At 47.4% G+C, this 26,670-nt stretch carries 20 protein-coding genes; 8 read left to right on the top strand and 12 right to left on the bottom strand.

Translation table 11 applies throughout. The features are described from left to right. Positions 1–11 precede the first annotated feature (11 nt). Positions 12–1,574 (top strand): reverse transcriptase domain-containing protein, encoded by a 1,563-nt coding sequence (locus NDI48_30260; GenBank protein ID MEP0835451.1) that lies wholly within the window; start codon positions 12–14, stop codon positions 1,572–1,574. 166 nt (positions 1,575–1,740) lie between these two features. Further along, positions 1,741–3,453, top strand: a complete 1,713-nt coding sequence (locus tag NDI48_30255; GenBank protein MEP0835450.1) for a DUF87 domain-containing protein — start codon at positions 1,741–1,743, stop codon at positions 3,451–3,453. A 415-nt stretch (positions 3,454–3,868) separates the two neighbouring features. On the opposite strand, the gene NDI48_30250 is transcribed toward NDI48_30255, so the two are convergent. Next, positions 3,869–5,686, bottom strand: a complete 1,818-nt coding sequence (locus tag NDI48_30250) for a serine/threonine protein kinase (protein MEP0835449.1) — start codon at positions 5,684–5,686, stop codon at positions 3,869–3,871. On the opposite strand from NDI48_30250, the gene NDI48_30245 reads away from it, so the two are divergent. Then, positions 5,685–5,870, top strand: coding sequence for a hypothetical protein (locus NDI48_30245; protein MEP0835448.1), 186 nt, complete (start codon positions 5,685–5,687; stop codon positions 5,868–5,870). The two genes, NDI48_30250 and NDI48_30245, sit on opposite strands and share 2 nt — an antisense overlap. Before the next feature lie 27 nt (positions 5,871–5,897). Here NDI48_30245 and NDI48_30240 read toward each other — a convergent pair whose 3' ends face one another. Beyond that, a complete protein-coding gene (locus NDI48_30240; protein ID MEP0835447.1) occupies positions 5,898–6,755 on the bottom strand; it encodes a pentapeptide repeat-containing protein in 858 nt (285 codons plus the stop codon). Positions 6,756–8,428: 1,673 nt separating this feature from the next. Between NDI48_30240 and NDI48_30235 the strand changes: the two genes are divergently transcribed. Beyond that, a complete protein-coding gene (locus tag NDI48_30235; GenBank protein ID MEP0835446.1) occupies positions 8,429–9,412 on the top strand; it encodes an RNA polymerase sigma factor, RpoD/SigA family in 984 nt (327 codons plus the stop codon). Between the two features lie 538 nt (positions 9,413–9,950). After that, the gene (locus NDI48_30230) at positions 9,951–10,997 is read left to right on the top strand and encodes a hypothetical protein (protein MEP0835445.1); all 1,047 of its coding nucleotides are present in this window, start codon (positions 9,951–9,953) and stop codon (positions 10,995–10,997) included. 124 nt (positions 10,998–11,121) lie between these two features. On the opposite strand, the gene tkt is transcribed toward NDI48_30230, so the two are convergent. The 6 genes from tkt to NDI48_30200 all read right to left on the bottom strand — a co-directional run bounded on the left by tkt (position 11,122) and on the right by NDI48_30200 (position 18,244). Beyond that, complete coding sequence (gene tkt / locus NDI48_30225; protein MEP0835444.1) at positions 11,122–13,134, bottom strand: transketolase; 2,013 nt, start codon at positions 13,132–13,134, stop codon at positions 11,122–11,124. A gap of 218 nt (positions 13,135–13,352) precedes the next feature. Continuing rightward, the gene (fabF, locus tag NDI48_30220; GenBank protein MEP0835443.1) at positions 13,353–14,609 is read right to left on the bottom strand and encodes a beta-ketoacyl-ACP synthase II; all 1,257 of its coding nucleotides are present in this window, start codon (positions 14,607–14,609) and stop codon (positions 13,353–13,355) included. Positions 14,610–14,676: 67 nt separating this feature from the next. Beyond that, on the bottom strand, positions 14,677–14,925 hold the full coding sequence (gene acpP / locus NDI48_30215) for an acyl carrier protein (protein MEP0835442.1): 249 nt from the start codon (positions 14,923–14,925) through the stop codon (positions 14,677–14,679). A 292-nt stretch (positions 14,926–15,217) separates the two neighbouring features. Then, positions 15,218–15,445, bottom strand: coding sequence for a hypothetical protein (locus NDI48_30210; GenBank protein MEP0835441.1), 228 nt, complete (start codon positions 15,443–15,445; stop codon positions 15,218–15,220). A gap of 413 nt (positions 15,446–15,858) precedes the next feature. Then, positions 15,859–17,196, bottom strand: coding sequence for a TIGR03279 family radical SAM protein (locus NDI48_30205; protein ID MEP0835440.1), 1,338 nt, complete (start codon positions 17,194–17,196; stop codon positions 15,859–15,861). Between the two features lie 88 nt (positions 17,197–17,284). Continuing rightward, positions 17,285–18,244 carry an undecaprenyl-diphosphate phosphatase gene (locus tag NDI48_30200; GenBank protein MEP0835439.1) on the bottom strand — a complete coding sequence of 320 codons (960 nt, stop codon included), beginning with the start codon at positions 18,242–18,244 and terminating at the stop codon, positions 17,285–17,287. Between the two features lie 781 nt (positions 18,245–19,025). Between NDI48_30200 and NDI48_30195 the strand changes: the two genes are divergently transcribed. Both NDI48_30195 and NDI48_30190 read left to right on the top strand, forming a co-directional pair. After that, a complete protein-coding gene (locus tag NDI48_30195; GenBank protein ID MEP0835438.1) occupies positions 19,026–19,646 on the top strand; it encodes a DUF3120 domain-containing protein in 621 nt (206 codons plus the stop codon). A 140-nt stretch (positions 19,647–19,786) separates the two neighbouring features. Then, on the top strand, positions 19,787–20,800 hold the full coding sequence (locus NDI48_30190) for an adenylate/guanylate cyclase domain-containing protein (GenBank protein MEP0835437.1): 1,014 nt from the start codon (positions 19,787–19,789) through the stop codon (positions 20,798–20,800). Positions 20,801–20,856: 56 nt separating this feature from the next. On the opposite strand, the gene lipB is transcribed toward NDI48_30190, so the two are convergent. Then, entirely contained in the window at positions 20,857–21,570 is a 714-nt protein-coding gene (gene lipB, locus NDI48_30185) for a lipoyl(octanoyl) transferase LipB (GenBank protein ID MEP0835436.1), read from the bottom strand. Positions 21,571–22,128: 558 nt separating this feature from the next. Between lipB and raiA the strand changes: the two genes are divergently transcribed. Next, positions 22,129–22,779 carry a ribosome-associated translation inhibitor RaiA gene (gene raiA / locus NDI48_30180; GenBank protein MEP0835435.1) on the top strand — a complete coding sequence of 217 codons (651 nt, stop codon included), beginning with the start codon at positions 22,129–22,131 and terminating at the stop codon, positions 22,777–22,779. Positions 22,780–22,937: 158 nt separating this feature from the next. Here the strand turns inward: raiA and NDI48_30175 are convergent, their stop codons facing one another. The 3 genes from NDI48_30175 to recO all read right to left on the bottom strand — a co-directional run bounded on the left by NDI48_30175 (position 22,938) and on the right by recO (position 26,604). Next, positions 22,938–24,095, bottom strand: a complete 1,158-nt coding sequence (locus tag NDI48_30175) for a glycosyltransferase family 4 protein (protein ID MEP0835434.1) — start codon at positions 24,093–24,095, stop codon at positions 22,938–22,940. A 25-nt stretch (positions 24,096–24,120) separates the two neighbouring features. Next, positions 24,121–25,581: an MFS transporter gene (locus tag NDI48_30170; GenBank protein MEP0835433.1), complete on the bottom strand. Its 1,461-nt coding sequence runs from the start codon at positions 25,579–25,581 to the stop codon at positions 24,121–24,123. 63 nt (positions 25,582–25,644) lie between these two features. Continuing rightward, complete coding sequence (gene recO / locus NDI48_30165; protein MEP0835432.1) at positions 25,645–26,604, bottom strand: DNA repair protein RecO; 960 nt, start codon at positions 26,602–26,604, stop codon at positions 25,645–25,647. Between the last annotated feature and the right edge of the window lie 66 nt (positions 26,605–26,670).

The following is a 26,670-nucleotide window of genomic DNA, read 5'->3' as shown; positions in this document are numbered from 1 at the left end:
GGTAATGAGGTATGCATGACAAGCACCAAATCATTGAGGAGCCGTGTGAAGGGAAACTTTCACGCACGGTTTTGAAGACCAGCGGGACTGGTGACAGTCTCGCTGAGTTTAATCGCTCATGTCATGATGCAATGCAAGCAATTTTCAAGGCAATTAACGTTACACCAAAATACGTGCTTGACGCAGATATTGCCAAATGCTTCGACCGCATCGACCAGGAGAAACTGCTCACAAAATTGAATACATTCCCCACCCTAAGACGGCAAGTCAGGTCTTGGTTAAAAGCGGGGGTGATGGATGACAAAGAGCTGTTTCCCACATCTGAGGGTACACCACAAGGTGGCGTGATATCGCCATTACTTGCAAACATAGCCCTCCACGGAATGGAAGAACGGATAAAACTAGAATTTCCCTATATGGTTCCAAAATCAAGGGAAACATGGTTTCACAAGAAAGGGGAAAACTTCTTTAGCCCTAATCTAATCCGATATGCCGACGATTTCATGATTCTCCACGGAGACATAACCGTAGTCCAAAGATGTCAGGAAATCATTTCTGATTGGTTAAATGACATGAGTCTGGAATTGAAGCCTAGTAAGACCAGATTGGCTCACACCCTTAATACGGTAAAAAACGAGAAGCCGGGATTTAACTTCCTCGGATTCAATATACGCCAATTTTCTGTGGGTAAATACCACTCAGGTAGAAATACACAGAAACAACCACTTGGCTTTAAAACCATCATCACCCCAAGCCAAGAAAAGGTCAAGGTACATTACGACAAAATTGCGGATGTAATTAGCCGCCACAAGGCAGCGCCCCAATCGGCGCTCATTAAACATCTCAATCCAATTATTAGGGGTTGGGCTAATTACTACTCAAGTGTGGTAAGCAAGGTAACTTACGCAGAATTAGATAACCTCATGTATCTTAAGCTTCGAGCTTGGGCAAAACGTCCCCACCCCCAAAAGAATATGGGGGATGTGGTTAAGCGCTATTGGATAACCATCGGCGGGGATAACTGGGTCTTCGCGACCAGGGAAGGAAATAACCCCCTCCGGTTACTTGACCATGCCAAAACTCCTATAGTCCGGCATGTGAAAGTTAAAGGCGAAGCGTCTCCATACGACGGAAACCTAGTTTATTGGAGCAAAAGAAAAGGCGAAAACCCTGAAATGCCAACGAGGGTAGCAATGCTCTTGAAAAAACAGACAGGGAAATGCGCCTGGTGCAACTTACAATTCCGCGAGGAAGATGTGATGGAGATTGACCATAAAATCCCGAAATCGAAAGGTGGAAAGGATAAATACGATAACTGGCAACTCCTTCACAGACATTGCCACGATATAAAGACAGCTACAGATATAGCGAAAGCTAAAGCTGAAGAAATGGAAATAACCGAAAGGTTTAAACGTGCCAAAGAGATTGCTAGAGCATACTCAAATAACACCAATCCAAATCTAAACGACCTTGTAGATGTCCCAGGCAACAAATCCGGCTGCAACAGTGCCGAGCCTAAGCCCCCCAGAAAGCTAGAAATGGTTGAAGGGAAATGGGTAATGAGGTGTGTATGACAAACACCAAATCATTGAGGAGCCGTGTGAAGGGAAACTTTCATGCACGGTTTTGAAGACCAGCGAGACTGGTGACAGTCTCGCTGAGTTTAATAGGGCAACAGAACGTAAAGAACAGCAGCCGACACAATCCCAGCCAGAAAGTTATATTCTCAAACAAAATGATATGGATTTAGATAAGCCATTAGGCTCAGTCATTCAAGGCTCTCTCTCCGCAGGACTAGAAGTGCGATTGCACCCCGATATCTGGGTGGAAGATATGCGAGTGGGGAAATTTTTAGTGGTACAGGGGATGCGATCGCGCTTTTTCTGTATGCTCACCGATGTCACGCTGGGTACATCCAGTCAACGAATTCTGGCTAACCCCCCCAGTCCCGACGACGACTTTTTACGAGAAGTCCTAGCCGGTAGTGGCACCTTTGGTACAGTTAACCTCACACCGATGCTGATGTTTACGCCCCAAGACCTGAGCCATCAGCCCAGAGGAGTTGCCCTGAATGGAGACAGTTCTTTAGGTTCTTTTCAAGCCAACAGTAGCGAGGGGATGGAATTGTTACCCGTTAAGACAATCCCCAGCCACTTCTCTCAAGTGTATGATGCCAGCGAGCGCGATTTCCGTGCCGTCTTCGGTTGGGAAGATGACCCCACTCGGCGCAACTTTGCGATCGGCAATCCTCTTGACATGGAGGTACCAATATGCATTGATTTAGATCGCTTCGTGGAACGCAGTAACGGCGTTTTTGGCAAATCCGGTACGGGTAAATCCTTCCTCACCCGATTACTGCTATCGGGGATTATCCGCAAGCAAGCCGCGGTGAACCTGATTTTTGATATGCACTCGGAATATGGTTGGGAAGCGGTTTCCGAGGGTAAGCAATTCAGTACCGTTAAAGGATTGCGGCAGCTATTTCCCGGACAAGTCCAAATTTACACCCTCGATCCCGAATCAACCAAACGTCGAGGGGTGCGTGGCACTCAGGAACTGTATCTCAGCTATGACCAGATTGAAGTTGAAGATATCATGCTGGTGCGCGGCGAGTTAAACCTTTCCGAGGCGAGTCTGGAGAATGCCATTATCCTCCGCAACGAGTTTGGCAAATCCTGGATTACGCAATTACTGAATATGACGAATGAAGACATCCAGATGTTCTGTGATGAGAAGCGAGGGAACAAGTCTTCCATCATGGCATTGCAGCGCAAACTGCTGCGTCTGGATGAGTTGAAGTATATGCGTAGCGCTTGCCCTCATAATTATGTGGGTCAGATTTTGCAATCGTTGGAGGCGGGTAAGCATGTGGTGATTGAGTTTGGTTCTCAGTCCAATATGTTGTCCTATATGTTGGCAACCAATGTGATTAGCCGTCGCATTCACGCCAGTTATGTGAAGAAGGCAGAGACGTTTTTGCAGACGAAAAATCCTAGCGATCGCCCCCGTCCCCTCGTCATCACCATCGAAGAAGCGCACCGTTTCCTCGATCCCGCTACGGTTCGCCAAACCATCTTTGGGATTATTGCCCGTGAGATGCGGAAGTACTTTGTGACATTACTGGTAGTCGATCAGCGTCCGTCTGGGATTGATAACGAAGTGATGTCCCAGATTGGGACTCGGATTACCGCCTTGCTGAATGATGACAAAGATATTGAGGCGATTTTTACCGGGGTATCTGGGGGGCAAAGTTTGCGATCGGTGTTGGCGAAGCTGGATTCTAAGCAACAAGCGTTGATTTTAGGTCACGCGGTGCCGATGCCGGTGGTGGTGCGGACTCGTCCCTATGACCAAACGTTTTACGCCGAGGTTGGGGATACATCCTGGGACGAAATGCCGGATGAAGAATTATTCGCGGCGGCGGAAGTGGCTAAAGCAGATTTGGGGTTTTAATGCTGTTTTAGTTAACTGACTGATGTCTCCGTCTAATTTGCGTGGGGAAGTCAGGCACTAGCAAAGATTTATCTAATTTTCCTTGTTTGTTAAAAAAGGTCACGTTTCCATTTTTATCACACACCCAAACTTCTTCTGCTTTTGCTTCAAAATATAAATCTTTCTTTGTCTGCATTTCCTCTAAGGTATTGCTGGCAGATTTGATTTCAACACAAATCTCAGGAGCAATTGAAGCGACATCTTCATCTTCGATGATGTTGAGGCGTTCATCTGAAGCCCAAACTACGTCAGCGACTTTAACATTATCTGAGGTAGCGATCGCACATTTTGGAAAAGGATAAATTTTGTAAGTATTTATTCTCGCAAACTTCTTGTCATTTCATAAGTAACTCCTTGAGGTTAGCCCCCAAATAAATTAATCACACTGCCAAATCTTAATGGTGCTGTCATCACTACCACTGGCAAGAGTCTGACCATCAGGACTGAAAGTAACCGAGTTAACGCATTGTGAATGTTCAGTGAGAGTAGTGAGTAATTCTCCGGTGCTAAGATGCCAAATCTTAATGGTGCTGTCATCACTACCACTGGCAAGAGTCTGGCCATCAGGACTGAAGGTAACGGAACGAACCGAATCTGAATGCTCACAGAGAGTATTGAGCAGTTCTCCTGTAGACAGATTCCATAGTTTGATTGTTTTATCTTTACTGCCACTGGCAAGAGTCTGGCCATCAGGGCTGATGGCGAGAGAGAAAACTGACTCTGAATGCTCACTCAGTGTGCGGAGCAATTTTCCAGTGTCGAGATTCCACAGTTTGATTGTCTTGTCTTTGCTACCACTAGCCAAAGTCTGACTATCAGGGCTGATGGTGAGCGAGAAAACTGACCCTGAATGCTCAGTAAGATTGTAAAGTAGTTCTCCAGGGCGACGCCACAGTTTGATTGTCTTATCACCACTACCACTAGCCACAGTCTGACCATCAGAACTTATAGCGATGGAATTAACTGAGCTTGAATGCACAGAGAGAGTATTGCGTAGCTGGCCTGTGCGGTGATTCCAAGTCTTGATTGTCTTATCCCAACTGGTACTAACCAGAATCTCACCACTAGGGGTGAAGGCAAGGGAATTCACATCGCCTGAGTGCTTAAGGGTATGGAGTAACTCTCTAGTGTGCAGATTCCAAATTTTGATGTTGTGGTCAGTAGCGCCACTGGCAAGTATTTGTCCATCAGGGCTAATGGCAACAGATATAACATACCATCTGTGTCCAGTGAGGGTATTTATACATTTCCAAGACTGAGTGCGCGGCTTTGATGTGGATACAGGAAAAACTATCGATGACTCAGCAGTTGCTTGAGTCGGAAGGTTTAAGTCTCGGAGGACTTCCTCTGCTGATTGGTAGCGCTGGCTGAGATCTGGTTGCAGTAGCTTGGTTAGTACATCAATCAGTTCATTACTGATATCTCTATTCTCTAGCTTCTCCTTGAGCTCCTTCTGCCAATCGACCCAGCTATACAATAGCCTAGAGGGGTCAGCATAAGTTAGCAGGTGATAGCAGGTTGCCCCTAAACTGTAGAGATCGCTGGCAAATCGGGGTTTGCCGTCGTGTTGCTCCGGGGCAGTATACCCCTCACTACCAATTGCTGTCGCAGTTTTGGCTAAGATGGCTTCAGTAGCAAGTTTAGCAATGCCAAAATCTACTAAGAAAAGTTTTTTATCCACACTGTGGCGAATGATATTTTCAGGTTTAATGTCTCGGTGAATCACCTGATTGCCGTGGACAAACTGCAACACAGGCAGCAAATCCTCAAGTAATTGCCAAACCTTCTCTTCACTGAAAGTGCCCTCCTCTTTGAGTTCCTGATTCAGGTTGCGTCCATCAATAAATTCTTGTACCAAATACAGATAGTTATCCTGCGGACAAAGTGCCAATAATTCAGGAATCTGGGGATGCTTGCCCAACATCTCCTGTAATTCCGCTTCTCGATGAAATAACTCTTCTGCTTTCGCCGCATCTCCAAAGCCTTTCCCGTGAAATTGTTTAATTACACAGTTGGGTTTTGAAGGCTTGTATTCATCTCTAGCCTTGAAGGTTCTGCCAAAGCCACCTCGACCAATTGGATCTAAGGGACGGTAGCGCTCATTAAGCAGTAGTCGAGTCTGACACCGTTGACAATATTTGGCATCATCCGGATTTTGGGGACTCAGGCAGTTGGGATTGAGGCAATAGCTCATGCTGGAAGGCAATCAGGAGGTCTGTTTTTATTTTGCCCTCTTCAAAAATGTGATGTTGGATGTTGTCTCAAAAAATGTGATATTGCCTCACTACAAAGCGATCGCCCCTCACGCCTTCACCACAACGACACTAGGAGGCGATTACCCAAAGGGTAGCGCCTCAAGAAGCGATCGCACTCAGTAGCCTTGAACCAGTGCGACTCAGGAATTTTCAAACAGCAGCAGAGTACAAAGCGCGATTGCTCAATTCCGATTCCATAGCGACACTATAGCGGACATCACTGAAATCAACCCCATACAGCTTTGTTCCGCTCATATTTGCCCCACTCAACTCAGCTCTTTTCAAAATTGCCCAGGTTAGATTAGCATCTTCGAGAGAGGCTCTCTCTAGGTTGGCTCCGGTTAAGTCTGCCCCCTGTAGATTCACCCGATTCAGTTGTGCGTCAGTTAAATTAGCCCCTGTCAAGTTAGCGCCTTCTAGCGTCGCACCCGCTAATTTCGCTCTTTTGAAGTTAACGCCCTCTAAATTAAAGCCACCCAAATCTAATCCTTTTAACCAAGCTCTGCTCATGTTGGCAAAATTCAAAGAAGAGCCATATAACCTTGAGCCAATCAGTCTTGCCTCGGATAAATTAGCCCATTTGAAGTTGACACCCATAAGATTGGTATCTCGCAGATTGGCTCTTTCTAACTGTGCTCCGCAGAGGTTTGCTCCCCATAAGTTGGCACCTCTAAGATTGGCACCCACCAGATCTGCGCCACTCAGTTTGGCTCCTGGTAGGAGCGACTTTACCATAAAAGCTCCGCTGAGGTTTGCTCTGGTTAGCTCTGTTTCTATTAGTTTGGCTTCACTGATTTTGGCAAAACTTAAATTGGCCCAGTTCATCTGAGCACCACTGAGGTCTGACTTAATTAAAAAGGCTCTAGTCAAATCAGCACCTCTCAGGTTAGCCCCTTTAAGATTAACTCCCATTAAAATGACTCCCCTCAAGTCTGCCCCGCAGAGGTCAATCCCTTCAAAATCTCTATCGCCCTGATCGTAAAGCCGAAGAAGTTTTCTAATATTCATAGCCTATATATTCCAACGAATATGAATTAATTTGAACTAATCACAATTTTCAGCTACTGGATTTAGCTTTTCTCCTAAGTTACCGTTTATTAGACGTATTGTCAGAGTATTTTTTTAACTAAAAGTTTATTTTTGTGTGGAAGCTTATAGAAAAAATATACTTCTCTATCCTTTGGCTCTATATCAAGTAATCTTACCTTCACAAAAATATTGGATTAATATCACTTAGCTTAATATAAGTCATGATAAACTCTTGCTGGATGGGCGATATAAAGTTTAAATCACCCATATAGCACGTTCGTGGAACTCTAATTTTCTGACTAGTGTAGGAATTTTACCAGCCACTTTTGCAGTTAGATGACTATCACAGTAAGGCCCTTAGGCTCATGCAAAAGTAGCTAGCAATTATCTATTCGCGTCAATGTCATTCATTTAGTTCACCCTTGGATAAATAGGCTTAACTTATTTTTTTATGTCAATCTATGACTTCACAAACTTCCATTAAGTACCTTTATGCCTGGAAAATTAGTTTAATAGTTGATCAACATTTTATTGAATCTAGCAACATGAATCAGTTACTTAAAAGGGTTGGGGTTTTATTCCTTCCCTATCAGGCTATACTCTGTGAATTTTCTAAAGTCTTTTAAGAAGAATATAGCGAAATACGCTGAAATACTCTAAGTATGACGGCTAGTTTGAGTCCATGGCCTAGGCGGGTAGACTATCATAAGCTCTAATTGATTTTGCCTCTACAAATATCTAATCCGGCTTAAGGGAGCGATTAGGGGAACCTTATACAGCCGCAGTGGGTGGAATTGTTCAGCCAATCCCGCACTCGACTTTCAACCTCTGAGTGGTGGCTAAATTTTCGGTGGGTGAAGCCCATCCGGTGGATTTGGTGTAGTATTGCTAGATTAAGCGATGGCTAGCCCCTAGGTTGACAGACGAAACGGTTGACAATCTGGTGGAGTAAGCTTCCTAGATGAATTATGTTTGTTTTCGTCTAAAATGTTATTTTTTTCTGGCTTATAGGGAATCTTAAAGGTAAGTCCTGCCAAACACAGCCAACCCGGAGAACGGTAGCCCTTCACGTCAGGGCAACATTATTTCCCGCGCTTGGCCAAACAGGGCGCAGTTCAGTTATGCTAGAAGTTTATGGACATTACGACCTGGTGCAGTTCGGTTATCTCTATTGGGAGTGTCTATCGGTTCACAGCTTTCTGGGAGATTATGGAATGAAGAAGGATGTGAGGAAGACTGGCTCATCCCAGTGAAGTCATTAGGAGTATGGATAGATGTTTGGCACCCCGATTTTAGTAAAGAAATGTTGAACCTTTTCCCCTTTACCACCGTCTAAACTTGTAATACTATAGGGTTAAAGCAAACTCATAATGACTCCGAGTTTCCGCTTTGATATCCCAGCCATGAGCAGCAAGATGCTGGGGAACGCCGCAGAACTGAAAAAGAGAGACTGTCCTCAGTAGCCAGCTTCAACTCATATTCACGGTTAGATCTCCTGCTCTCGCTAGAAAACACAGGTGGTCACATACATCTTTTATCAGATGTAGTCTACCCATTCGCGTAACTATCCTCAGGGTGAGAGATCGCACAAGCTTTTGAGGTGAGAACCCGCGATCAATTTACTGATTGTTTAGGGAGTTATTTCCAGAGATATGCCTACTGCTAACACGAAAACAAAAACGACCAAGCCCACGTTCTCAGCAGATATGGTGCGGACTTATCTGCATGAGATTGGTCGCGTGCCTCTGCTAACCCATGAGCAAGAAATTGTCTATGGAAAGCAGGTTCAGCAAATGATGTCGCTCATGGACGCAAAGGCAGCTTTGGCTGAAAAGTTGCAGCGCGAGCCGACGACCAAAGAGTGGACGATACACGTTAAACAGGATGAAGCCACACTAAATAAAATTGTAAGCCAGGGAACATGGGCCAAGCGCAAGATGATTGAAGCGAACTTGCGTCTGGTTGTGGCGATCGCGAAAAAGTACCAAAAGCGTAATATGGAATTTCTGGACTTAATCCAGGAAGGAACCTTGGGCTTAGAGCGAGGTGTCGAGAAATTTGATCCCACCAAAGGCTACAAATTTTCTACCTACGCTTACTGGTGGATTCGTCAGGCAATTACCCGCGCTATAGCTCAGCAAGCTCGTGCGATTCGGTTGCCGATCCACATTACCGAAAAGCTCAACAAAATCAAAAAAGTCCAACGGGAACTCTCTCAGAAGTTTGGCCGCAATGCCACACCAGCCGAGATTGGTCAAGAGTTAGATTTAGAACCCGCTCAGATTCGCGAATACTTGAGTATCGCGCGTCAACCGGTCTCTCTCGACGTTCGCGTGGGAGATAATCAGGACACTGAGCTATCTGACCTTCTAGAGGATGATGGTCAAACCCCTGTGAATTACACCACTCAGGAGTCGCTGCGCCAAGATTTGGATGACCTCCTAGCCGAACTCACCCCTCAGCAACGAGAAGTCCTAGCACTGCGCTTTGGCTTAGAGGATGGCAACGAGCTATCTCTGGCGAAGGTCGGTCAACGACTCAACCTGAGCCGTGAGCGGGTACGTCAGTTAGAACACCAAGCTCTAGCACAGTTACGGCGTCGCCACGCCAACTTCCGGGAGTATATCGCCAGCTAGAAGAGATGAGACCAATCTCTAAGCCTCAGCCAAGGTGGTAGCCATCTCTGGCTACCATCTCTTTTTTGCCAAAAATTATAAAGATTTGATAAATCTTAATGAATGTCGTTGAAGATACTCATTACTCTTCTTAATTCCTCTGCTCATCCCCTTGTTTCTTTGTGCCCAGTCCCTAGCCATCCCCTAAAACCCGCCTAGCGGGTGAAAAAAAGTTCATCCATTTGAGGGAAGCATGACCCTTACTTATTGGCTATTGTAATAGAAAGGATCTGGTTTTGTGTTCATGTCTAATTAATTGCCAGGTATAGGGGTCAAAAACAACGGTCAGATGTGACGGTTGATAAACCGGTCAGAGGAGGCCCAAAAACCAGCATCTTTAAGGCTTATAAATATCTATAGAGATGCTAGTCAATACCACCTAGTTGTAGCTCAAGTTCAACAGTTCTGGAGAATTCTGGCTTCTACGGGGTAGGCGGCTTCATCAAGAGTGATTCTCTTCCAGGGTGTTTCCAAGTTTGTTTCCAAGGAGGTAACCACGGTGATTAACCAAGTAATGGGGTTTTTTTCGTCGCAACGTCAGCTACTCAAGGGTTGGGAATTGCCAGTAGCTGGGTTACTTCTAACAACTGGATTGGCGGTGAGTGTCGCAACGCTCAAGACTACAGCATCTCCGCACAAAGCGCAAGCGGTTAACATCATAACGGCTCCATCCACTTTGGAGACACTCCAAGCTCAACCTCAAGAACCAGCCGTTGACTCCTCAGTCCTTCCCTCCGCGCTGACAATAGAGCCTCAACCCCAAGAACCAGCCGTTGACTCCTCAGCCCTTCCCTCCGCGCTGACAGTAGAGCCTCAACCCCAAGAACCAGCCGTTGAGTCCTCATCCTCAGCAGACCCCTCGACCCTGGCTGCGGTTGTACCTAAGTCGCAAAAGTTGCAAAATCCCACGGTTGATTCCCCAGCCGTTTCGTCCACGGCGACGACAAGACCTCAGTCACAAGAGCAAGAAGCAACCGTCGAAGCTTCAGAGGTTCCATCTCCAGTCGTGGTAGCCAAGTCTCAACCCCAAGAACAAGCGGTTGATTCTCAGCCTGTGGCAAAGCCGTCAGTTAAGTGGAACCGTAAGGCGCAGGAATTTCGCAAGCCACCTATTGCCCAAGTTCCCAACCCGACTTCTGCGATGCCCGATGGAACCTATCTGTATGGTCAGACCTCACAACCAGGGCAGATTGGTCAAGAATATGTGGTATTTGAAGCACGACAAGGCAAAGTCGTCGGTGCCATGTACATGCCAAGTTCTGAGTATGCCTGTTTTTACGGCACGCTAAATTCTAAACAAATGAATTTGACGGTTGTTAATCCCTACAATCAAACAGCCTTTTCTCACTCTATCGCCCGCGAACAAACCACACAAATGGCAGCCGTGGGGGGTCAGATTAACCTTGAAAACACCTACGATTCGCTAACGTATCCTCACTCCGTAGGACTCGACGGCTATCTACCGATTAATCAAGTTGGCGATAACGACAAGCAAATCCTGAGCACCTGCCTGAGCAACTATCAAGCAAAGGCTTGGAATCAATAAATCTTCTGGCAAAATCCACATCAATCTATAACAACCTATAACAACGATAAAAAAACAAGGCTCTCTACCCTAGGGAGCCTTGTTAACGTTTTAACTCTGAAAATAGAGCTTACATGAGTATCACTTACCCTAAGAGTTCCTTAGCCTTGGCAACCACGTTATCGACGGTGTAGCCAAACTTCTCCAGGGCAACGTTACCAGGAGCAGAAACACCGAAGCGGTCAATGCTAATCATCGCACCTTCATTACCCAGGTAACGGCACCAGCCAAAGCTAGAAGCAGCTTCCACAGCTAAGCGCTTGGTGACAGCTTTAGGCAATACGGATTCGCGGTAAGCTTCATCCTGTTCGTCAAAGAGTTCCCAACAAGGCATTGAGACGACGCGGACATTCTTACCTTCAGCGCGTAGCTTCTCAGCCGCGTCAACACAGAGGTAGGTTTCGCCACCGGTACCGATGAGAATAATATCGGGTGTCCCTTGGCTATCGGAGAGGATGTAAGCCCCCTTGGCCACATGATCAATACCGCTTCCTGCTAATTGCGGTAAGTTCTGCCGCGAGAATGCCATTAGAGTTGGGCGGTTTTCACTAGCAGCTTGAATAGCCACTTTGTAAGCACCAGAGGTTTCGTTGCCGTCAGCCGGACGAATCACCAACAGGTTAGGGATAGCTCGCAGCGAAGCAATCGTTTCAACGGGTTGGTGGGTCGGGCCATCTTCGCCCAACGCAATGGAGTCGTGAGTCATGACGTAGATGACTCCCGCTTGCGACAAGGCAGAAAGGCGAATCGCCGCCCGCATGTAGTCAGCAAATACGAGGAATGTGGCACAGTAGGGAATCAATCCAGAACTGTGCAACGCAATCCCGTTACAAATCGAACCCATGCCATGCTCCCGCACCCCAAAGCGCAGGTTACGGTTGGCGTACTGCCCTTTTTGGAAGTCACCAAATCCTTTAAGCAAGGTGTAGTTGGAGTGGGTTAAGTCAGCGGAACCGCCGATGAGTTCTGGCAGCACAGGAGCCAGAGCATTCAGCGTCATTTCCGAAGTCTTGCGAGTCGCGAGAGCTTTGTCTTCTGGTGTGTAGGTGGGGAGCGCTTTCTCCCAACCTTCGGGGAGTTTGTTGCTTGCAAATCGCTCAAACTCAGCCGCATCTTCGGGATACTTCGCTTTGTAATCAGCTAAGGCTTGGTTCCATTCGGTTTCTAAGTTGGCACCGCGTTCTACCGCCTTCCGGAAGTGCTTGAGGGCGTCTTCTGGCACCTCGAACTCAGGGTATTCCCAACCCAAGTTCTCGCGAGTGGCCTTGACTTCATCCTTACCCAGAGCCGCCCCGTGAACGTCGGCGGTATTGGATTTGTTGGGGGAGCCATATCCAATGATGGTGGTTACCTTAATCAAGGAAGGCTTGTCGGTGACAGCTTTGGCGGCTTCGATCGCTTTGGCAATCGCGTCCAGGTCACTGTTCCCGTCTTCTACATGCTGGACGTGCCAACCGTAAGCTTCAAACCGCTTCCCTACATCTTCGGTAAAAGAGACGTCAGTAGAACCATCGATGGAAATGTGGTTGTCGTCGTACAGAGCAATTAACTTGCCTAATCCCAAATGTCCTGCCAAGGAACAGGCTTCACCAGAAACCCCTTCCATGTTGCAACCATCACCCAGAATCACATAGGTATAGTGGTCAACAATCTTGGCATCGGGCTTGTTGAACTTGGCCGCCAAATGGGCTTCTGCCATTGCTAAACCGACCCCATTGGCAATTCCTTGTCCCAATGGGCCTGTGGTGACTTCTACACCGGGTGTCTCGAAGTTTTCCGGGTGACCGGGGGTTTTGGATCCCCACTGCCGGAACTGTTTGATGTCGTCCAGCGTCACGCTATCGTAGCCCGTCAGATGCAGTAGGGCGTACTGTAACATACAGCCGTGACCCGCAGACAAGACGAAGCGATCGCGATTAAACCACTTAGGGTTCTTCGGGTTAAACCGCATAAAGCGGTCCCAAAGCACGAATGACATAGGAGCCGCACCCATGGGCAGCCCTGGATGACCAGAATTCGCTTTCTGTACAGCATCAATCGCGAGAAAGCGGATGGCATTAATGCACAGTGTTTCGAGAGATTGGGTTGCAACGGCCATAATTTTTCTTTAAATGACTTTAGGGATGTACGGTTTAAGGCAAGATATGTGTGAGCTAAAACTCAATGGCTCTCGGTCGCCCCAAGGCTATACCCCCATCATCCCATTACGGGGATCGATGGGCAAGGCAGAAAGGGACTAGGTATTTATACCATACCGATTTTTGTCGGCAATTTGCAAATGCCGAAATTGATCGGGTTCCTAATCTCTAATCGCCATTACTCTGGTCTGTATTTCTTGAATGCTAGCGTGACATTGTGACCGCCAAACCCAAAAGAATTTGAAAGTGCCACTTCTACCAGTTGAGTGCGGCTCGTGTGCGGCACGTAATCGAGGTCACAGGCTGGATCTGGGTTTTCCAAATTAATGGTTGGTGGAATTTGGTCATTAGCCACCGCCATGACCGTTGCTACCGCTTCAATGCCACCAGAGCCACCCAAAAGATGACCAGTCATTGATTTGGTGGAGCTAACAGCCACCTGATAAGCCGACTTACCTAAAGCTGTTTTAATTGCTGCCGTTTCCGTTGAGTCGTTGGCGGGCGTACTGGTACCGTGAGCGTTGATGTAACTCACCTGATCTGGCGTAATGCCTGCATCTTTCAGCGCCAGTTGAATAGCTCTGGAGGCACCTTCTCCACCCGGAACCGGGGAGGTGATGTGATACGCATCGCAGGTCATGCCGTAACCAATGATTTCGGCATAAATTTTGGCTCCACGGCTGAGGGCGTGTTCGAGTTCTTCCAGAATGAGAAGTCCTGCCCCTTCCCCCATGACAAAACCGTCGCGATCGCGATCAAAGGGACGACAAGCCTGAGCTGGGTCATCGTTGCGACTGGAAAGCGCTTTACATGCTGCAAAACCGGCTAACGATAGAGGCGTGACTGCAGCTTCAGTGCCTCCACAAATCATGGCCTGAGCATAGCCGCGCTGCACCAAGCGAAACGCATCCCCTATGGCATTAGACCCCGCCGCACAAGCGGTAACCGTACAGTTATTTGGTCCTTTTGCACCCGTATGAATGGCCGTTAGACCCGCTGCCATATTGGCAATCATCATCGGAATCATAAATGGACTACACCGGTCCGGGCCGCGAGTGAGGTAGATTTCCTGCTGGTCTTCTAATACTTTCAGACCCCCTATTCCAGTCCCAATAATGACACCCACCTGTTCTGCGTTCAGGTCATTAATTACAAACTGTGCATCGGCTAAGGCCTGCTTGCTTGCGGACACGCCAAATTGAGCAAAGCGATCCATCCGCTTTGCTTCTTTACGCTCCATATATAAATGAGGGTCAAAGCCCTTCACCTCACCGGCAATCCGGCAATCATGTCGGGATGGATCAAACAAGGTAATCGGTCCAATTCCGTTGCGTCCACTCAGCAACCCTTCCCAGTACTCAGTTAGAGTGTTGCCTATTGGTGTGATCGCGCCGAGACCTGTAACAACGACGCGTTTTAATTCAGTGTTTGTCATGATGCCAGTAAAACAGGGCTTACTTACCCAGAACGCAGAACTTCCTTACTACAAACGGTTGCTTAGCTTAAGCGGGAGCTTCGACTTTTTTGCTGATGTAGTCTACTGCCGCTTGAACGGTTGCGATTTGTTCGGCCGCTTCGTCGGGGATTTCAATATCGAACTCTTCTTCTAAAGCCATTACCAGTTCAACGGTATCCAAAGAGTCGGCATTTAGGTCGGTGGCAAAGTTGGCTTGAGGTGTCACCGTCTCTGGCTCGACTTCCAGTTGTTCGATGACAATTTTCTTAACTCTATCGAAAATTTCTTGGCTCATAAAATGTTCCTCAACCTAGACGCTTGAATGGTTCAAACCGTATTAACTGGTTCTAAGCATTTTTTAATCTTATCGGAAAGAGGGACGATTACAGATCTCTTATAGTCGCTTCTGCAAGTGGCACCTAAGATGTCGGTTCGATATTCACACCCTAGATGGCGGTCTTAAGGAGATCAGGCCAGAGGGAGATAGATAGCAGGTGTTTTGAGCCGGATGTGAGAATTTTAGGTTCAAACTTGGCTAAATCAACATAATCTAGTAAAACTGTGGATTCTTGCCGATGGTGTGATCGCTAAAGGCTCGAAGAACTCGAACCACACAGGTCAAGAGAGTCCCTCAACTGACGAGACTCTTGTCTAACCAGGCCAACTCTTGCGGATTCCTGCAAGGTCATAAAAGCGTTAAGCTCTTCCAATCCATACTTGGTTGTTTGTAATAGCAGTCGTAGTTGATTTTCGGCTTCTACTGTTAGGTGGCCCGTTGCAAGAGCCTGTTCGACAATTTCACAAATACTAATCATTTGCTTGATCGGTCACGCCTTGAGCAACTTCAGATATTCATCAAACATCTATGGCTCGCCTTCGGTTGAATCGTTCGACCTGACGTCCGTCGAGGCGGATAGCCGTGCCACGGAAGTCAGGGTTCTGATCAGGCAAACCAACCAATGAAAACTCTGGCAACAGTGAATGCCCCTATCTATAATCTGGAGTGCCCGTTGGTGTACTATCGAGACAAGAGGGCTACATATAGCTAAACAAACTTTTCCCCTCAAGAGCTTCACCCATTCGGGTCATTGGGTCAGCCATCTATGAATAGTGTTTCGTTGTTTGTCGTCATCCTCTTCCGGTGAGAGTCTCCCAGGCCAAGAGAAGAGGGTCAGTTCCAGGTGCGGTCATAAATGTCCATCTGTGAGCGTAACAACCTGCTCACTGCTCACTGCTCACTGATAACTGATTCAATCAGTTCTTCAATACCATTGATAGGCCGGATCGGAATCCCCAGATGATGGGTGAGTTCTTCAACCGTCATATCATCTAAAAATCGGGTATCCCCCTGCTTCAGCATCAAAGACGGTAAGAGAATCCCATCGCCTAAATCTTTTCCCTTCAACCCCTCAAGCAAATCTTGTCCAGTTAACAAACCCGTCACCGTAATCTCCTGTCCCCAGTAATCACTGTGCAGTGGTGCCAATGTAACGTCCAATCCTTCCACAGCATTTAACATCTGCACCAGTGGCTCAAAGGCTTGTTCAACGGCATTACCGACTACCCAGGTATAGCTGTGGGGTGTCTCCAGTTTTAAGGGTAGCTGCACAGAGGCGATGTCCTGAAACTGCTTGAGAAACTGTCGAATTGAACCGACACCGTTACCGATTTGAGGGTAGTCTTCATAATGGGATTCTGGCGGCAATTCCTGTCGCGCAATCAGAAACCATTCATCGGCTAACCAAGCGAATGTCGTCCCCAACTGCTGGCGGAATTTTTCCTGAAGTGCCTGAACTTGGTGTATTACTTCCTCTGCTTTCTCGCGGCTGATCGGTTTGAGATCGTCTTCTGTGGGTCGAAAGCGTGTTAGCCCTACAGGTACCACCGCCGCAGAAGCCACAGTAGGCACTGCTCCCTTGTGGAATTGCGCCAAATCTAACAGAGTACGTTCCAAGTGGACGCCATCGTTAATTCCTGGACAAACGACAACCTGAGCATGAATTTGCAACCGTCGCTCCTGAAACCACTTCAACTGCTCTAAAATCTGCCCTGCACGCTGGTTTTTGAGCAAGCGGATGCGAATATCCGGCTCAGTGGCATGAACGGACACATAGAGGGGGGACACGCGCATTTGCTCGATTCTGTCCCACTCTTTTTGCGTGAGATTGGTTAGGGTTAGGTACGAACCATAGAGAAAGCTGAGACGGTAGTCGTCGTCTTTGAGGTACAAACTCTGCCGCTTACCCGGTGGTTGTTGGTCAATAAAACAAAAAGGACAGTGGTTATTGCACTGAATCAAGCCATCAAACAACGCTGTCTCAAATTCCAGTCCTAAATCTTCGTCGTAGTCTTTCTCAATTTCGACTAAATGAGTCTTACCTGCCCTATCCAGGACTTGTAATTCAAGTACTTCATCCGCACATAAGAACTGATAGTCGATCAAGTCGCGGGGATGTGTGCCGTTGATTGCCACGATCGCATCCCCAGCTTCAAATCCTACCTCAGCGGCAATCGAATCAGGGAGAACTTTGGTAATTATGGCAGGACGAATAGAAGATTCACTCATGTCTGCTTGATAGCAATCTTAAGGCTACACCCATGACCATTGTAAGCTTCTGGGCAGACTTGAACTGTAATTATAGTTTTTAAGGACTTTATGTATTTCTTAACACCCCTGTCGCGATCGCACTCAAAATTGCCGCCCCAAATGCCAAACGATACCAGACAAATACCCAGGTACTTTGTCGCTGCAAGAAACCCAACAGCCAAGCGATGGACAGATAAGAAAACACAAATGCTGATAATGTCCCTACAATCACCAGTGCTATGTCAATCTTGCCCAACGCTTCGTTAAAAAATTGGTAAAGCGTAGCAATGCCAAGGGCTGGCATTCCCAAAAGAAAAGAAAATCGAGCGGCTGTTTGCCGTTCCAGCCCTAGAAACAGCCCAGTGGTTATAGTCGAGCCAGAACGAGAAACACCAGGAACTAAAGCTAGCATTTGACCTAACCCCATTAGGATGCCATCTTGAATCTGCAAGTTCTCAAAATTCCGCTTGCGCTTGCCGATCTGCTCGGCTAATCCCAGCAAGAGTGCCATCACAATTGAAACAATCGCAATGGTCGTCATGCTATTAATGGACGATTGTTCGTCATTGAGAGCATTCTTGAGGAGAAGTCCACCCACCAAAATTGGCAATGTCCCTACAGCTATCCCAACAATGATTTTCCACTCCTCTCGCTGCCAATCTTTTTCACGGATAGCTTTTAATCCTCCCGAAAAAATCAGGGTGAGATCTTTCCAAAAATAGATTAAGACGGCCACAACACTGCCAAATTGAATCGTGGCGAGAAATGGCTTTCCCGCTACCATTTTCCAGTCCAGCGCTTTAGTAAAAACTTCCAGATGAGCAGTACTACTGATGGGCAAGAATTCTGTTAACCCTTGGACAATCCCTAGAATAAAAGCTTGAAACAGTCCCACTAACAAATTCCCCTCACCTGCTGGGTTTGCCTGTCCTAGAAGCAATTTTGCTCCACCCGGTAGCATGAGAGCCAATCCCGCACTTAGTTCTTGCCAGCCAGCGCCATCAGCCGCTAAAAAAATTGTCGCCATCCACTCGACTCCTAAAATTCCCACATCATTAATTACCAGACACTATTAAAGCCTTCGCCAATCACTAATGGCTAAATTGCTCAAAAAACTGACGTTACGCTCCGATCCTGTCTTCCTGTATTTACCTAAATTGAGTCGCGCCCCCAGCTCATTAGTCATTCACATTCGTTAAGTTTAGTAAATTAACCCTTGATTACTAGCCTTGGACAGTTATTAAACCTTCTTTAACAGCTTTGTAGCAATTGCCCTCAGAATTGCCACCCAAATACCAATTGATACCAGACAAATATCCAAGTATGGCGGGGTTAGCAGGAAGCTTAGTAGCCCTGCTTTCACTATCTAGGAAAACACCTAGGCTGAGATGAACCCGACAACTAGCGGCACTAGCTTAGCATTCCCTAACCTTTTGTTAGTTTCCGTAAATCGTCAACTGACCTTTCTGATGTAGCTTACCGAAGTCATCAACAGCATCCGGAATTCCACGTCAGTTTTTCTAGTTTTCTGTGAGCGCGCTCTCCTGGAACTGGTCAGCTCCTCAAAACTAGATTAAGATTAGAACTAATATCCCCCCAGGGGGGATTATTAATCTCATGTGATATCTTGAGAGATGTAAAGATAAGTAAAGAATATTAACATCGTCTTGTTTAACAATACTTGGTTCTCATCTTCTGCCTCAGACTACCTCAGTCAGGCTGATAAACTTCCTGTCCCTCCGGAAGCCTTATTAAAAATTGGTAATCGCCCTAGCGAAGCGTTAGCGAGTCCGCGAGCGTCAGCTTGGATGGTATTTGCGGCGGCGGCTTTTTTGGTGAGCGTGCCAGTCTTCGTTCAAGCACCTCTGGTAAGACAGTTGCCGCTTGTCAGTTTATTGATGACAGTGGGTTGGGTGTGGTTAGGGATCGCCCTTTTCCAGCGAAAGGAAACCCAAGTGTGGGGGGACTTATTGCTGGGATTTAGCTGGAGTTGGCTAGCCGGATCAATTTATTGGGGGTGGCTACGATGGGAACCCTTCATCCACCTGCCTGTAGAGGCAATTGGTTTGCCTTTTGCCTTGTGGAGTTTGCAGCGAGGTTGGGGGAAAGTGGGCAATTTGTTTTACCTGGGTTCCCTTTTTGGTACCGTGCTGACCGATGTATATTTTTATCTGACGGATTTAATTCCTTACTGGCGTCAGGTGATGCGAGTTGACCCAGCCTTAGCGACACCCATTTTTCAAAGTGCGATCGCGCAAGTGCAAACCCCTTGGGGCATAACTTTAGCCGTGGCTCTAGTAGCTACACTTTTCAGTGTTGGGATTTGGTCATTAGCCAAAAGGCAGTTGCATTGGTGGGCTTTTAGTGGAGCCGTCTTGAGTACAATTTTGGTAGATACGTTGTTTTGGGTGGCAGCTTCTATGGCCTGAATGCTACTAATGATTAACGTAAGCATAATTCTTCAGGTCAGGTCTAGTTAGCAGGTTATTTTTCCGGAATCACTAGGATGGCTCAAGAATGCATCTACTAAAATAACATTTGTTTTAAACCCATTTTTGCTGCTGTGCCTGTGGTGACTCTGCGATCCACTCCCTATTTGCTTCTCCCGACCGACACCGGTAATCGCTATCTGCCGTTAGTCGGTAGCAATTGCTGGACAGTTGGTCGCAGTGATGATAATAACTTTGTGCTCTCCGATCGCTGGATTTCCCGAAACCACGCGATGTTGCAGTGTACGGAAACCGGTGACTTTTATCTGATCGATTTAGGCAGCCGTAATGGCTCCTTTGTCAATGGACGACGAGTCAGTATTCCGGTGACGTTACGCAATGGCGACCGCCTGATGTTTGGTCAGACGGAAATGGAATTTCATTGCCCAGCCAGCGACCGTCATGCGGATGTCATCCAGGTGCCGGATAAAGAAACCCTGACTTCGACCTTGCATGTGCGTCGCCTGATTTCGGTGATGGTCATCGACATCCGCGACTTTACCGTTCTGACTCGCCAACTGGATGAAAAAATCCTCTCAGCCGTGATTGGCACTTGGTTTCGTCAGTCCGGAGATATTATCCGCAGATCTGGCAGTTGGGTGGATAAATATATTGGTGATGCGGTCATGGCGATTTGGTTTCATAGCTCTCAAGGGGTTAGCCATGCTCATGGAGTTAGCTCTCAAGAAGCCCTGAATATTATGTGGGCAGTGAGTTCTCTGCATAAAATGACTTCGGCGCTGAGTCAGCAATACCCTTTGCCCTTCCCGTTGCGAATTGGGACGGGACTCAATACAGGCTATGCCATGGTGGGGAACACCGGTAGTGGCGATCGCCCCGACTATACCGCGATTGGCGATACAGTCAATGCTGCCTTTCGTCTAGAATCGTCTACCAAGCAACTCGGCTTAGATATTGCTTTGGGAGAAGACACATACGGTTACCTTTCAGCTATAGGACAGCAGTCGCTTGACTTCAAGCAGCATACGGTTCATCTCAAGGGATATGACTCTCCCACAACTACCTATGCTGGAACCTATGGGGATTTAGATCATTTCTTGCAGCTCAACGATCTAGGGCCACAGACTTGTTAAGGTGGAGTTTTCAATTCCTGTTATCCTTCCCCTTGCTAACCGGAGCGACCGGAGCTTTAGTGAGGATGAGGAGAGGGTTCGGGTGGGTTTAAAAAGACTGACGGCAAGATCTGAGTCTGATTAACCTCGATGAACTCAACGTCAAACACAGCGGCAAACTGGGCGGCAACTAACTGACGCACCTCCTCAACACGAATACCAGGGAGAAACTGGGCAAGGCTACCGACGGGTTTCTCAGCGATGCCACAGGGCACAATGCGCTCAAAGCCGATGAGTTCGGGGCACACGTTTAAAGCAAAGCCGTGCATCGTAATCCAGCGTGACACTTTGATGCCGATCGCGGCAACTTTACGTCCCTCTAGCCAAACACCGGTCATACCTGGAATGCGAGCGCCGTTGAGTCCCAAGTCACCCAAGACCTGAATTAAGACCTCCTCCAACTGTCGCAAATACCAGTGTAAGTCCTGTTGGTAATGCCGTAGATTCAGAATTGGGTAGCCGACTAACTGACCCGGACAGTGGTAGGTTACTTCACCGCCACGTTCCACTCGATAAAGCTGGGCGCTGGATTTATTGGGGTCAAATTTGAGAAACTCAAGACTTGAACCCTGACCCAGAGTGTAAACGGGCGGATGCTCTAACAACAGAAGAACATCATCCAGTGTCGGGTCTTTAACCCGTTGGGCAAACAGCGATCGCTGCCAATCCCAAGCGATGGCATAAGGCACTAACCCTTGATTATTTAACAAACATCGACGCCGCACAGTCAAATCCTACTATTGGTCGGTTGCAGGTTTCAGCTTAGCAAGACGAGCAAGTTATAAAGTGATCTTCTCAAGCTTCGACCTTCAATCTTCACCTTTAAACCCTTGACAAACTATAGCTTTCAGGCATTAAACCTTTAACTCTTGGACAATTGTCAAAGAATGCAAAGGAATCTGAAGAGAAGTCAAAGGGCTATGTTCACTAGAATACAAAGTGCTACCGTGAGAGTATCATCCAAGAGTAGCAATTGAAGGCTGAAGGATAAAGTATGAAGTAGAAACAGTAGCTTTCAGAGTTGTTGGGAGAAGATTTCAACTCTTAACAACTGGCGTTTCCACCAACGATGGGTGGGGGACTCAAGACCCAAAAACAAGTATGAACTCGGATTGCGTTAGCGTCAGCGTTAGCAAGCACAGCAGTGCTTAGCGCATCTTTTTCAGACTTCAGCCGGGGCAATGTCCTGACTAGACGCGAGAGTAAAGCAAGCGCTAACACTCTTCATACATTTGTTGCAGCCCCTGCTGCTTTTTGCGACTCAAACAGTACAGGATGGAGTAGTCGGTATGAAGCTTGTAATCCAGGGCAAAAACATCGAAATCACCGATGCAATTCGTGAGTATGTACATCAAAAAATTGAAAAGGCGGTTAATCATTTTCAAAACATGACAACTGAGGTAGATGTACATCTATCTGTGGCTCGCAATCCCCGGATCAATTCTAAGCAGACTGCTGAAGTGACTATTTATGCTAACGGAACGGTCATTCGCGCTCAAGAGGGCAGTGAAGACCTATATGCCAGCATCGATTTGGTCGCGGATAAGATTCAGCGCCAACTGCGGAAATACAAAGAAAAACTACAACATAAGAAAACTCACGATCAACCCAAAACAGGCATTGTTGTTGAACAAGTGCCTGTAGCCGATGATTTAATTGGTGATCGCACTCCAGCACTGCCAGGTGAAGTGGTGCGAATGAAGTATTTCGCCATGCCCGCCATGACGATGGAGGAAGCCCTGGAACAGTTGCAATTAGTTGATCACGACTTTTATATGTTCCGGAATGCCAAAACAGGTGAAATCAACGTGATCTACGAACGTAACCATGGCGGTTATGGAGTCATCCAACCCCGCAATGGCAATGGTCATACCCATTCCAAAAACGGCAAGACAGCCCAACGGGCTGAATCTACAGGCGAAAAGTCAAGTACGATCTAACCGCTCTGTCTTAACCCCCAACTGAGTTTCTTGTCGTTGCTACTCGTTTGGTCTCCCATCAATAGACAGTCAGTCGAAATTCCTGTAAAGGGGTAGAGACTGGCTTTCTTTGCGGATGATGGCAAGGTGAAGCGTCAATATCTTCAGTTATAGCCGTTCTACGCACGACGACTTAGCTGTACAGGCTGCCCTTGGAGAACCTCAGCATAGAGCTTTTCGAGCTGGGTAATATTGCCACTGAGCGTATAACGTTCTAGAACCCTCTTTCGGGCGTTTTGTCCCAATAGAGTTGTCCACTCCCGATGGTCTCGAAATAGAGGCAAAAGAGTACACAGTTGGGATGTGACCCGATGAGTTGTGAGAACGACGCCAGCACCATCCTCCAACACTTCGCCATCCGCTCCCGCATCAGTTGCCACACAAGCGACGCCGCAAGCCATGGCCTCCAGTAAAGATAAGGATAGTCCTTCTAAAAGGGACGGCAAAATAAACACATCAGCGGCTCTCAGGATATCAATTCGTCGCTGCTCATCCGCTACAAATCCTACCCAAATGATGCCGTATTCTTCTCCATAAAAGGGCATCAATGAGGCACTCAGGGGGCCATTGCCCACAATAGCCAGCTTACAAGAGTCACCCAAGTTTGAGCGCTTCCACGCTTTCAACATGGCTTCCACATTTTTTTCAGTGGCAATTCGACCCTGGTAAACAAACAAGCGTTGGGCATTGAGTTGTAACTTAAAATTCGACGAACCAGGAGCATATTTCTGGATATCAACCCCATTGGGAATTACGGCAAGCTTTTCCGGCGGAACTCCTAATCGCACTAGAAAATTCCGCTGGAGCTGAGAGAAGACAATGACCCGGTGATAGTTGGCTAGAAAAGGCGCATAGAGTTGATAGGTGAACAGTTGCGTTCCTGATTTTAAGTTTCGTCGCTTCCCATCAAACGGCGGATGGAACGTTGCGACTAAGGGGATATTGAGTTCCTCGCAGATTTCCGGGAGTACGAAATCTAAAGGGGACAAAGTCAGGGAAGCATGGACGATATCCGGGCGCAACTGCTTAAGCGATCGCGTCAATAGCTTGCTCGCTTTGGGCGATGGAATCGTGTACACCTGAGATTTGTACAGGCAAGGAAGCGAAACTTCCTGGCAACCGAAGGGATTTTGATCGTCTGCTTCCTCTGGTTCTTCTTGGGCGAAGTGAAGGAAACTGACTTGGTGGCCTCGGTCTAGGAGCGAGTTGGTGACTTCTCGACCGTAAGTGACATTGCCACAAAAGGGTGATTTTTTTCCAATCCAGGCGATATGCATTCAGATTGAGTGGGGTATCGAGTCTCTATTTGTCAGCTTTGTTTGACATCGTTAATCCTGTACCGGAAATATACCAGTTTAAGACCCCACCGGCGACCACTAGTGCCGCTAAACTGAAAAATACTGTCTTTAGCCCCAGGATGGTTTCTGCCACACCGGCTAAAGCTAAGGGCAAGCTCAGAGCAATATTGACCGCGTTATTTTGTAGCCCAAACACCTTGCCTCGCATTTCTTTCGGCGTTTCTGCCTGGATTGTGGTCTGCATGGGGATGCCGACCAAAGCTGCGAAACTTCCCAACAGAATGGTCATTAAAAGAGTTAACCAGAGACTATGGGTGAATAAAGCTATACCCACCAGCGAACCGGCCATCCCCATAGAACCATACAGACTCAGTTGGTTGTGAGAGAAGCGCTGACCCCAGTGCCCCAAAATTGCTGCACCGCCAGCCATCCCGACACCTCCACCCGCTAGCAAAAAACCAAACTGGGACGCTTTCAATCCGGGTAGCATTTCCGCCAGACGAACAGCGAGAACGGACAAAGCCGCAAACACCGAAAATAAAATCACCAGTTGAATTAAGGCATTGCGGACACGTCGGTGGTGTCTCACATAGAGCAAACCGTCCAAAATATCCGCAAACACATGAGGGGGTTCTCCCTCATACACCTTTTTCTTTTCGCCGGTTTTCAACAGCAGTAGGAGTAAACCGGCGATCGCATAAGAACCTCCCACAAGCAGTTCTTTGCCAAAGTCCCAATTCGTACTGACACTACGCACCAGCGTATCAGCCAGTCCTAACAGGGGTTCGCCCACGGCAAAGCCAACAATCAACGACGCCATCATCGTTGTCGTATATAAAGAGTTAGCCGAGAGCAAATCTCCACGTTCCACAATCAGCGGTATCACGGCCTGCTCTGCGGGTGAAAAAAACTGCGTCAACGTAGAAACCAGGAACGTAATTCCCAACAAAATGCAGAAGCCGATCGGCAAATTGTAAAATGGTGCCCACCCTTGAGTCACCCACAATAATAAGGGCAAGGTTAGAACCAGCACACCTCGCACAATATTACTAGCCACCAGCACGGCTTTTTTAGACCATCGGTCTACAAAAACACCCGCTAATGAACCAAATAGCACGGCGGGAATCGTGAACGCCACCATAATCGCGGATACCCAGCCGCTAATCGGTTGATTCTCGTCTTGAAAGCGATTGGCAATCAAGGCAATCATGAGTACTAAATAAACCTTGTCTGCCATCTGAGAGAAGACCTGACCGCTCCAGAGTGTCAAGAAGTTACGATTCTTGAGAACCGGCGCAAATCCCCGTGTTAATGGCTCAAGCAGGGTATCACCAGGAGCTGGTAACAAACCCTCTACCTGACTAGGTTTTTGCTCTTCGTCTCCAGAGGAGCTGGGCTCAGCCATAGGGTCAGACGTTTCATTACAGGATAGTTTTGTTAATCGTTCTGGGTCAGATAATTGCATTCTTCTTGTTTAGGTGATGAATAAAATTCATATGGACTAGACTTTTTTATGAATGAGTGAATCTCAAAAATCGGGAATAGAGAGGGCATCAACTAACGCCGCTGAGCGAATCGCTCGACCATAGTGATATTGGACATACTCTCGTAAAACTCGCTCTACTTTTACCCAAGCCTCATTGATGGATTCCGGATGCAACAGGTTTGTCAGTGACTCTGGTAAAATCGCCGTCAGTTGTGGTAAATCCGCCTCCGCTAGCTGTTGAAGCAGCGTTAACTCGATCGCATCTAGTTTCATATTCACTCTAGGAGGCGGTGTAGTCGGGACATCCATCGAGTCGTCCCCCTGGGCTTGAGGCTCAACTTTCCTGACTAGCACGGAACGCTTAAATCGCTCACCCTCCAATGCCTTGGCCGCTAAGCTGACTGTACCACCGGCGTCAACACTAAAACCAACTCGCCAATCCGGGTCGGTAAAATCCGGTTGGAGGAAGTCTTGGGTAACACAACAAACTCGAACTTGGGGCGCGATGCCTGCCAACGCCAGCAGATGAAAAACTCCGTGTGATAAGTGAGCCAGTACCGAGGATGCCTCTGAATTAGGATCGGCGCTCAATAGGAGCGCTTGGCGATCGCTGGTATGCGGCAAACACTCCAGACGCCGCAAATGTTCGTTAAGTAGCTCGTACAGTTCCTCCTGTGGCTGCTCACTTAAAGCATGACAGAGAACGACTTCTGCCAAGTATTGACTGGCGGCCAGTTTTCCTAAAGTTTTACTCAATCCTGGGTAAGACTCCAGGGTTTCTGCCTGAGTAATTTTATCGAGCGATCGCCCCTTCGCCAACAACAGATCATTGACGACAAACAAACCACTTCTGCCACCCAATTTCGAGTTCTGCTTGCGAGCGCCTGGTGCGACCGCTCGGATCAGACCCAACTCCCGCGTCAAAATCGTGACCAGTTTGTCCGCTTCCCCAAGCGGCATACATTTAAGAATAATACCAGTGGCTTTGTAGGTTCGGCTCATCGCTCCTGGGTCAGAGGGTTGAAGCTTGAAGGTTGAAGCTTAAAGGTTGAAGCTTGAAGGTTCAAT

This window comes from Microcoleus sp. AS-A8, assembly GCA_039962225.1.
Lineage (GTDB): Bacteria > Cyanobacteriota > Cyanobacteriia > Cyanobacteriales > Coleofasciculaceae > Allocoleopsis.
This window is presented reverse-complemented; position numbering and strand designations above follow the sequence as displayed.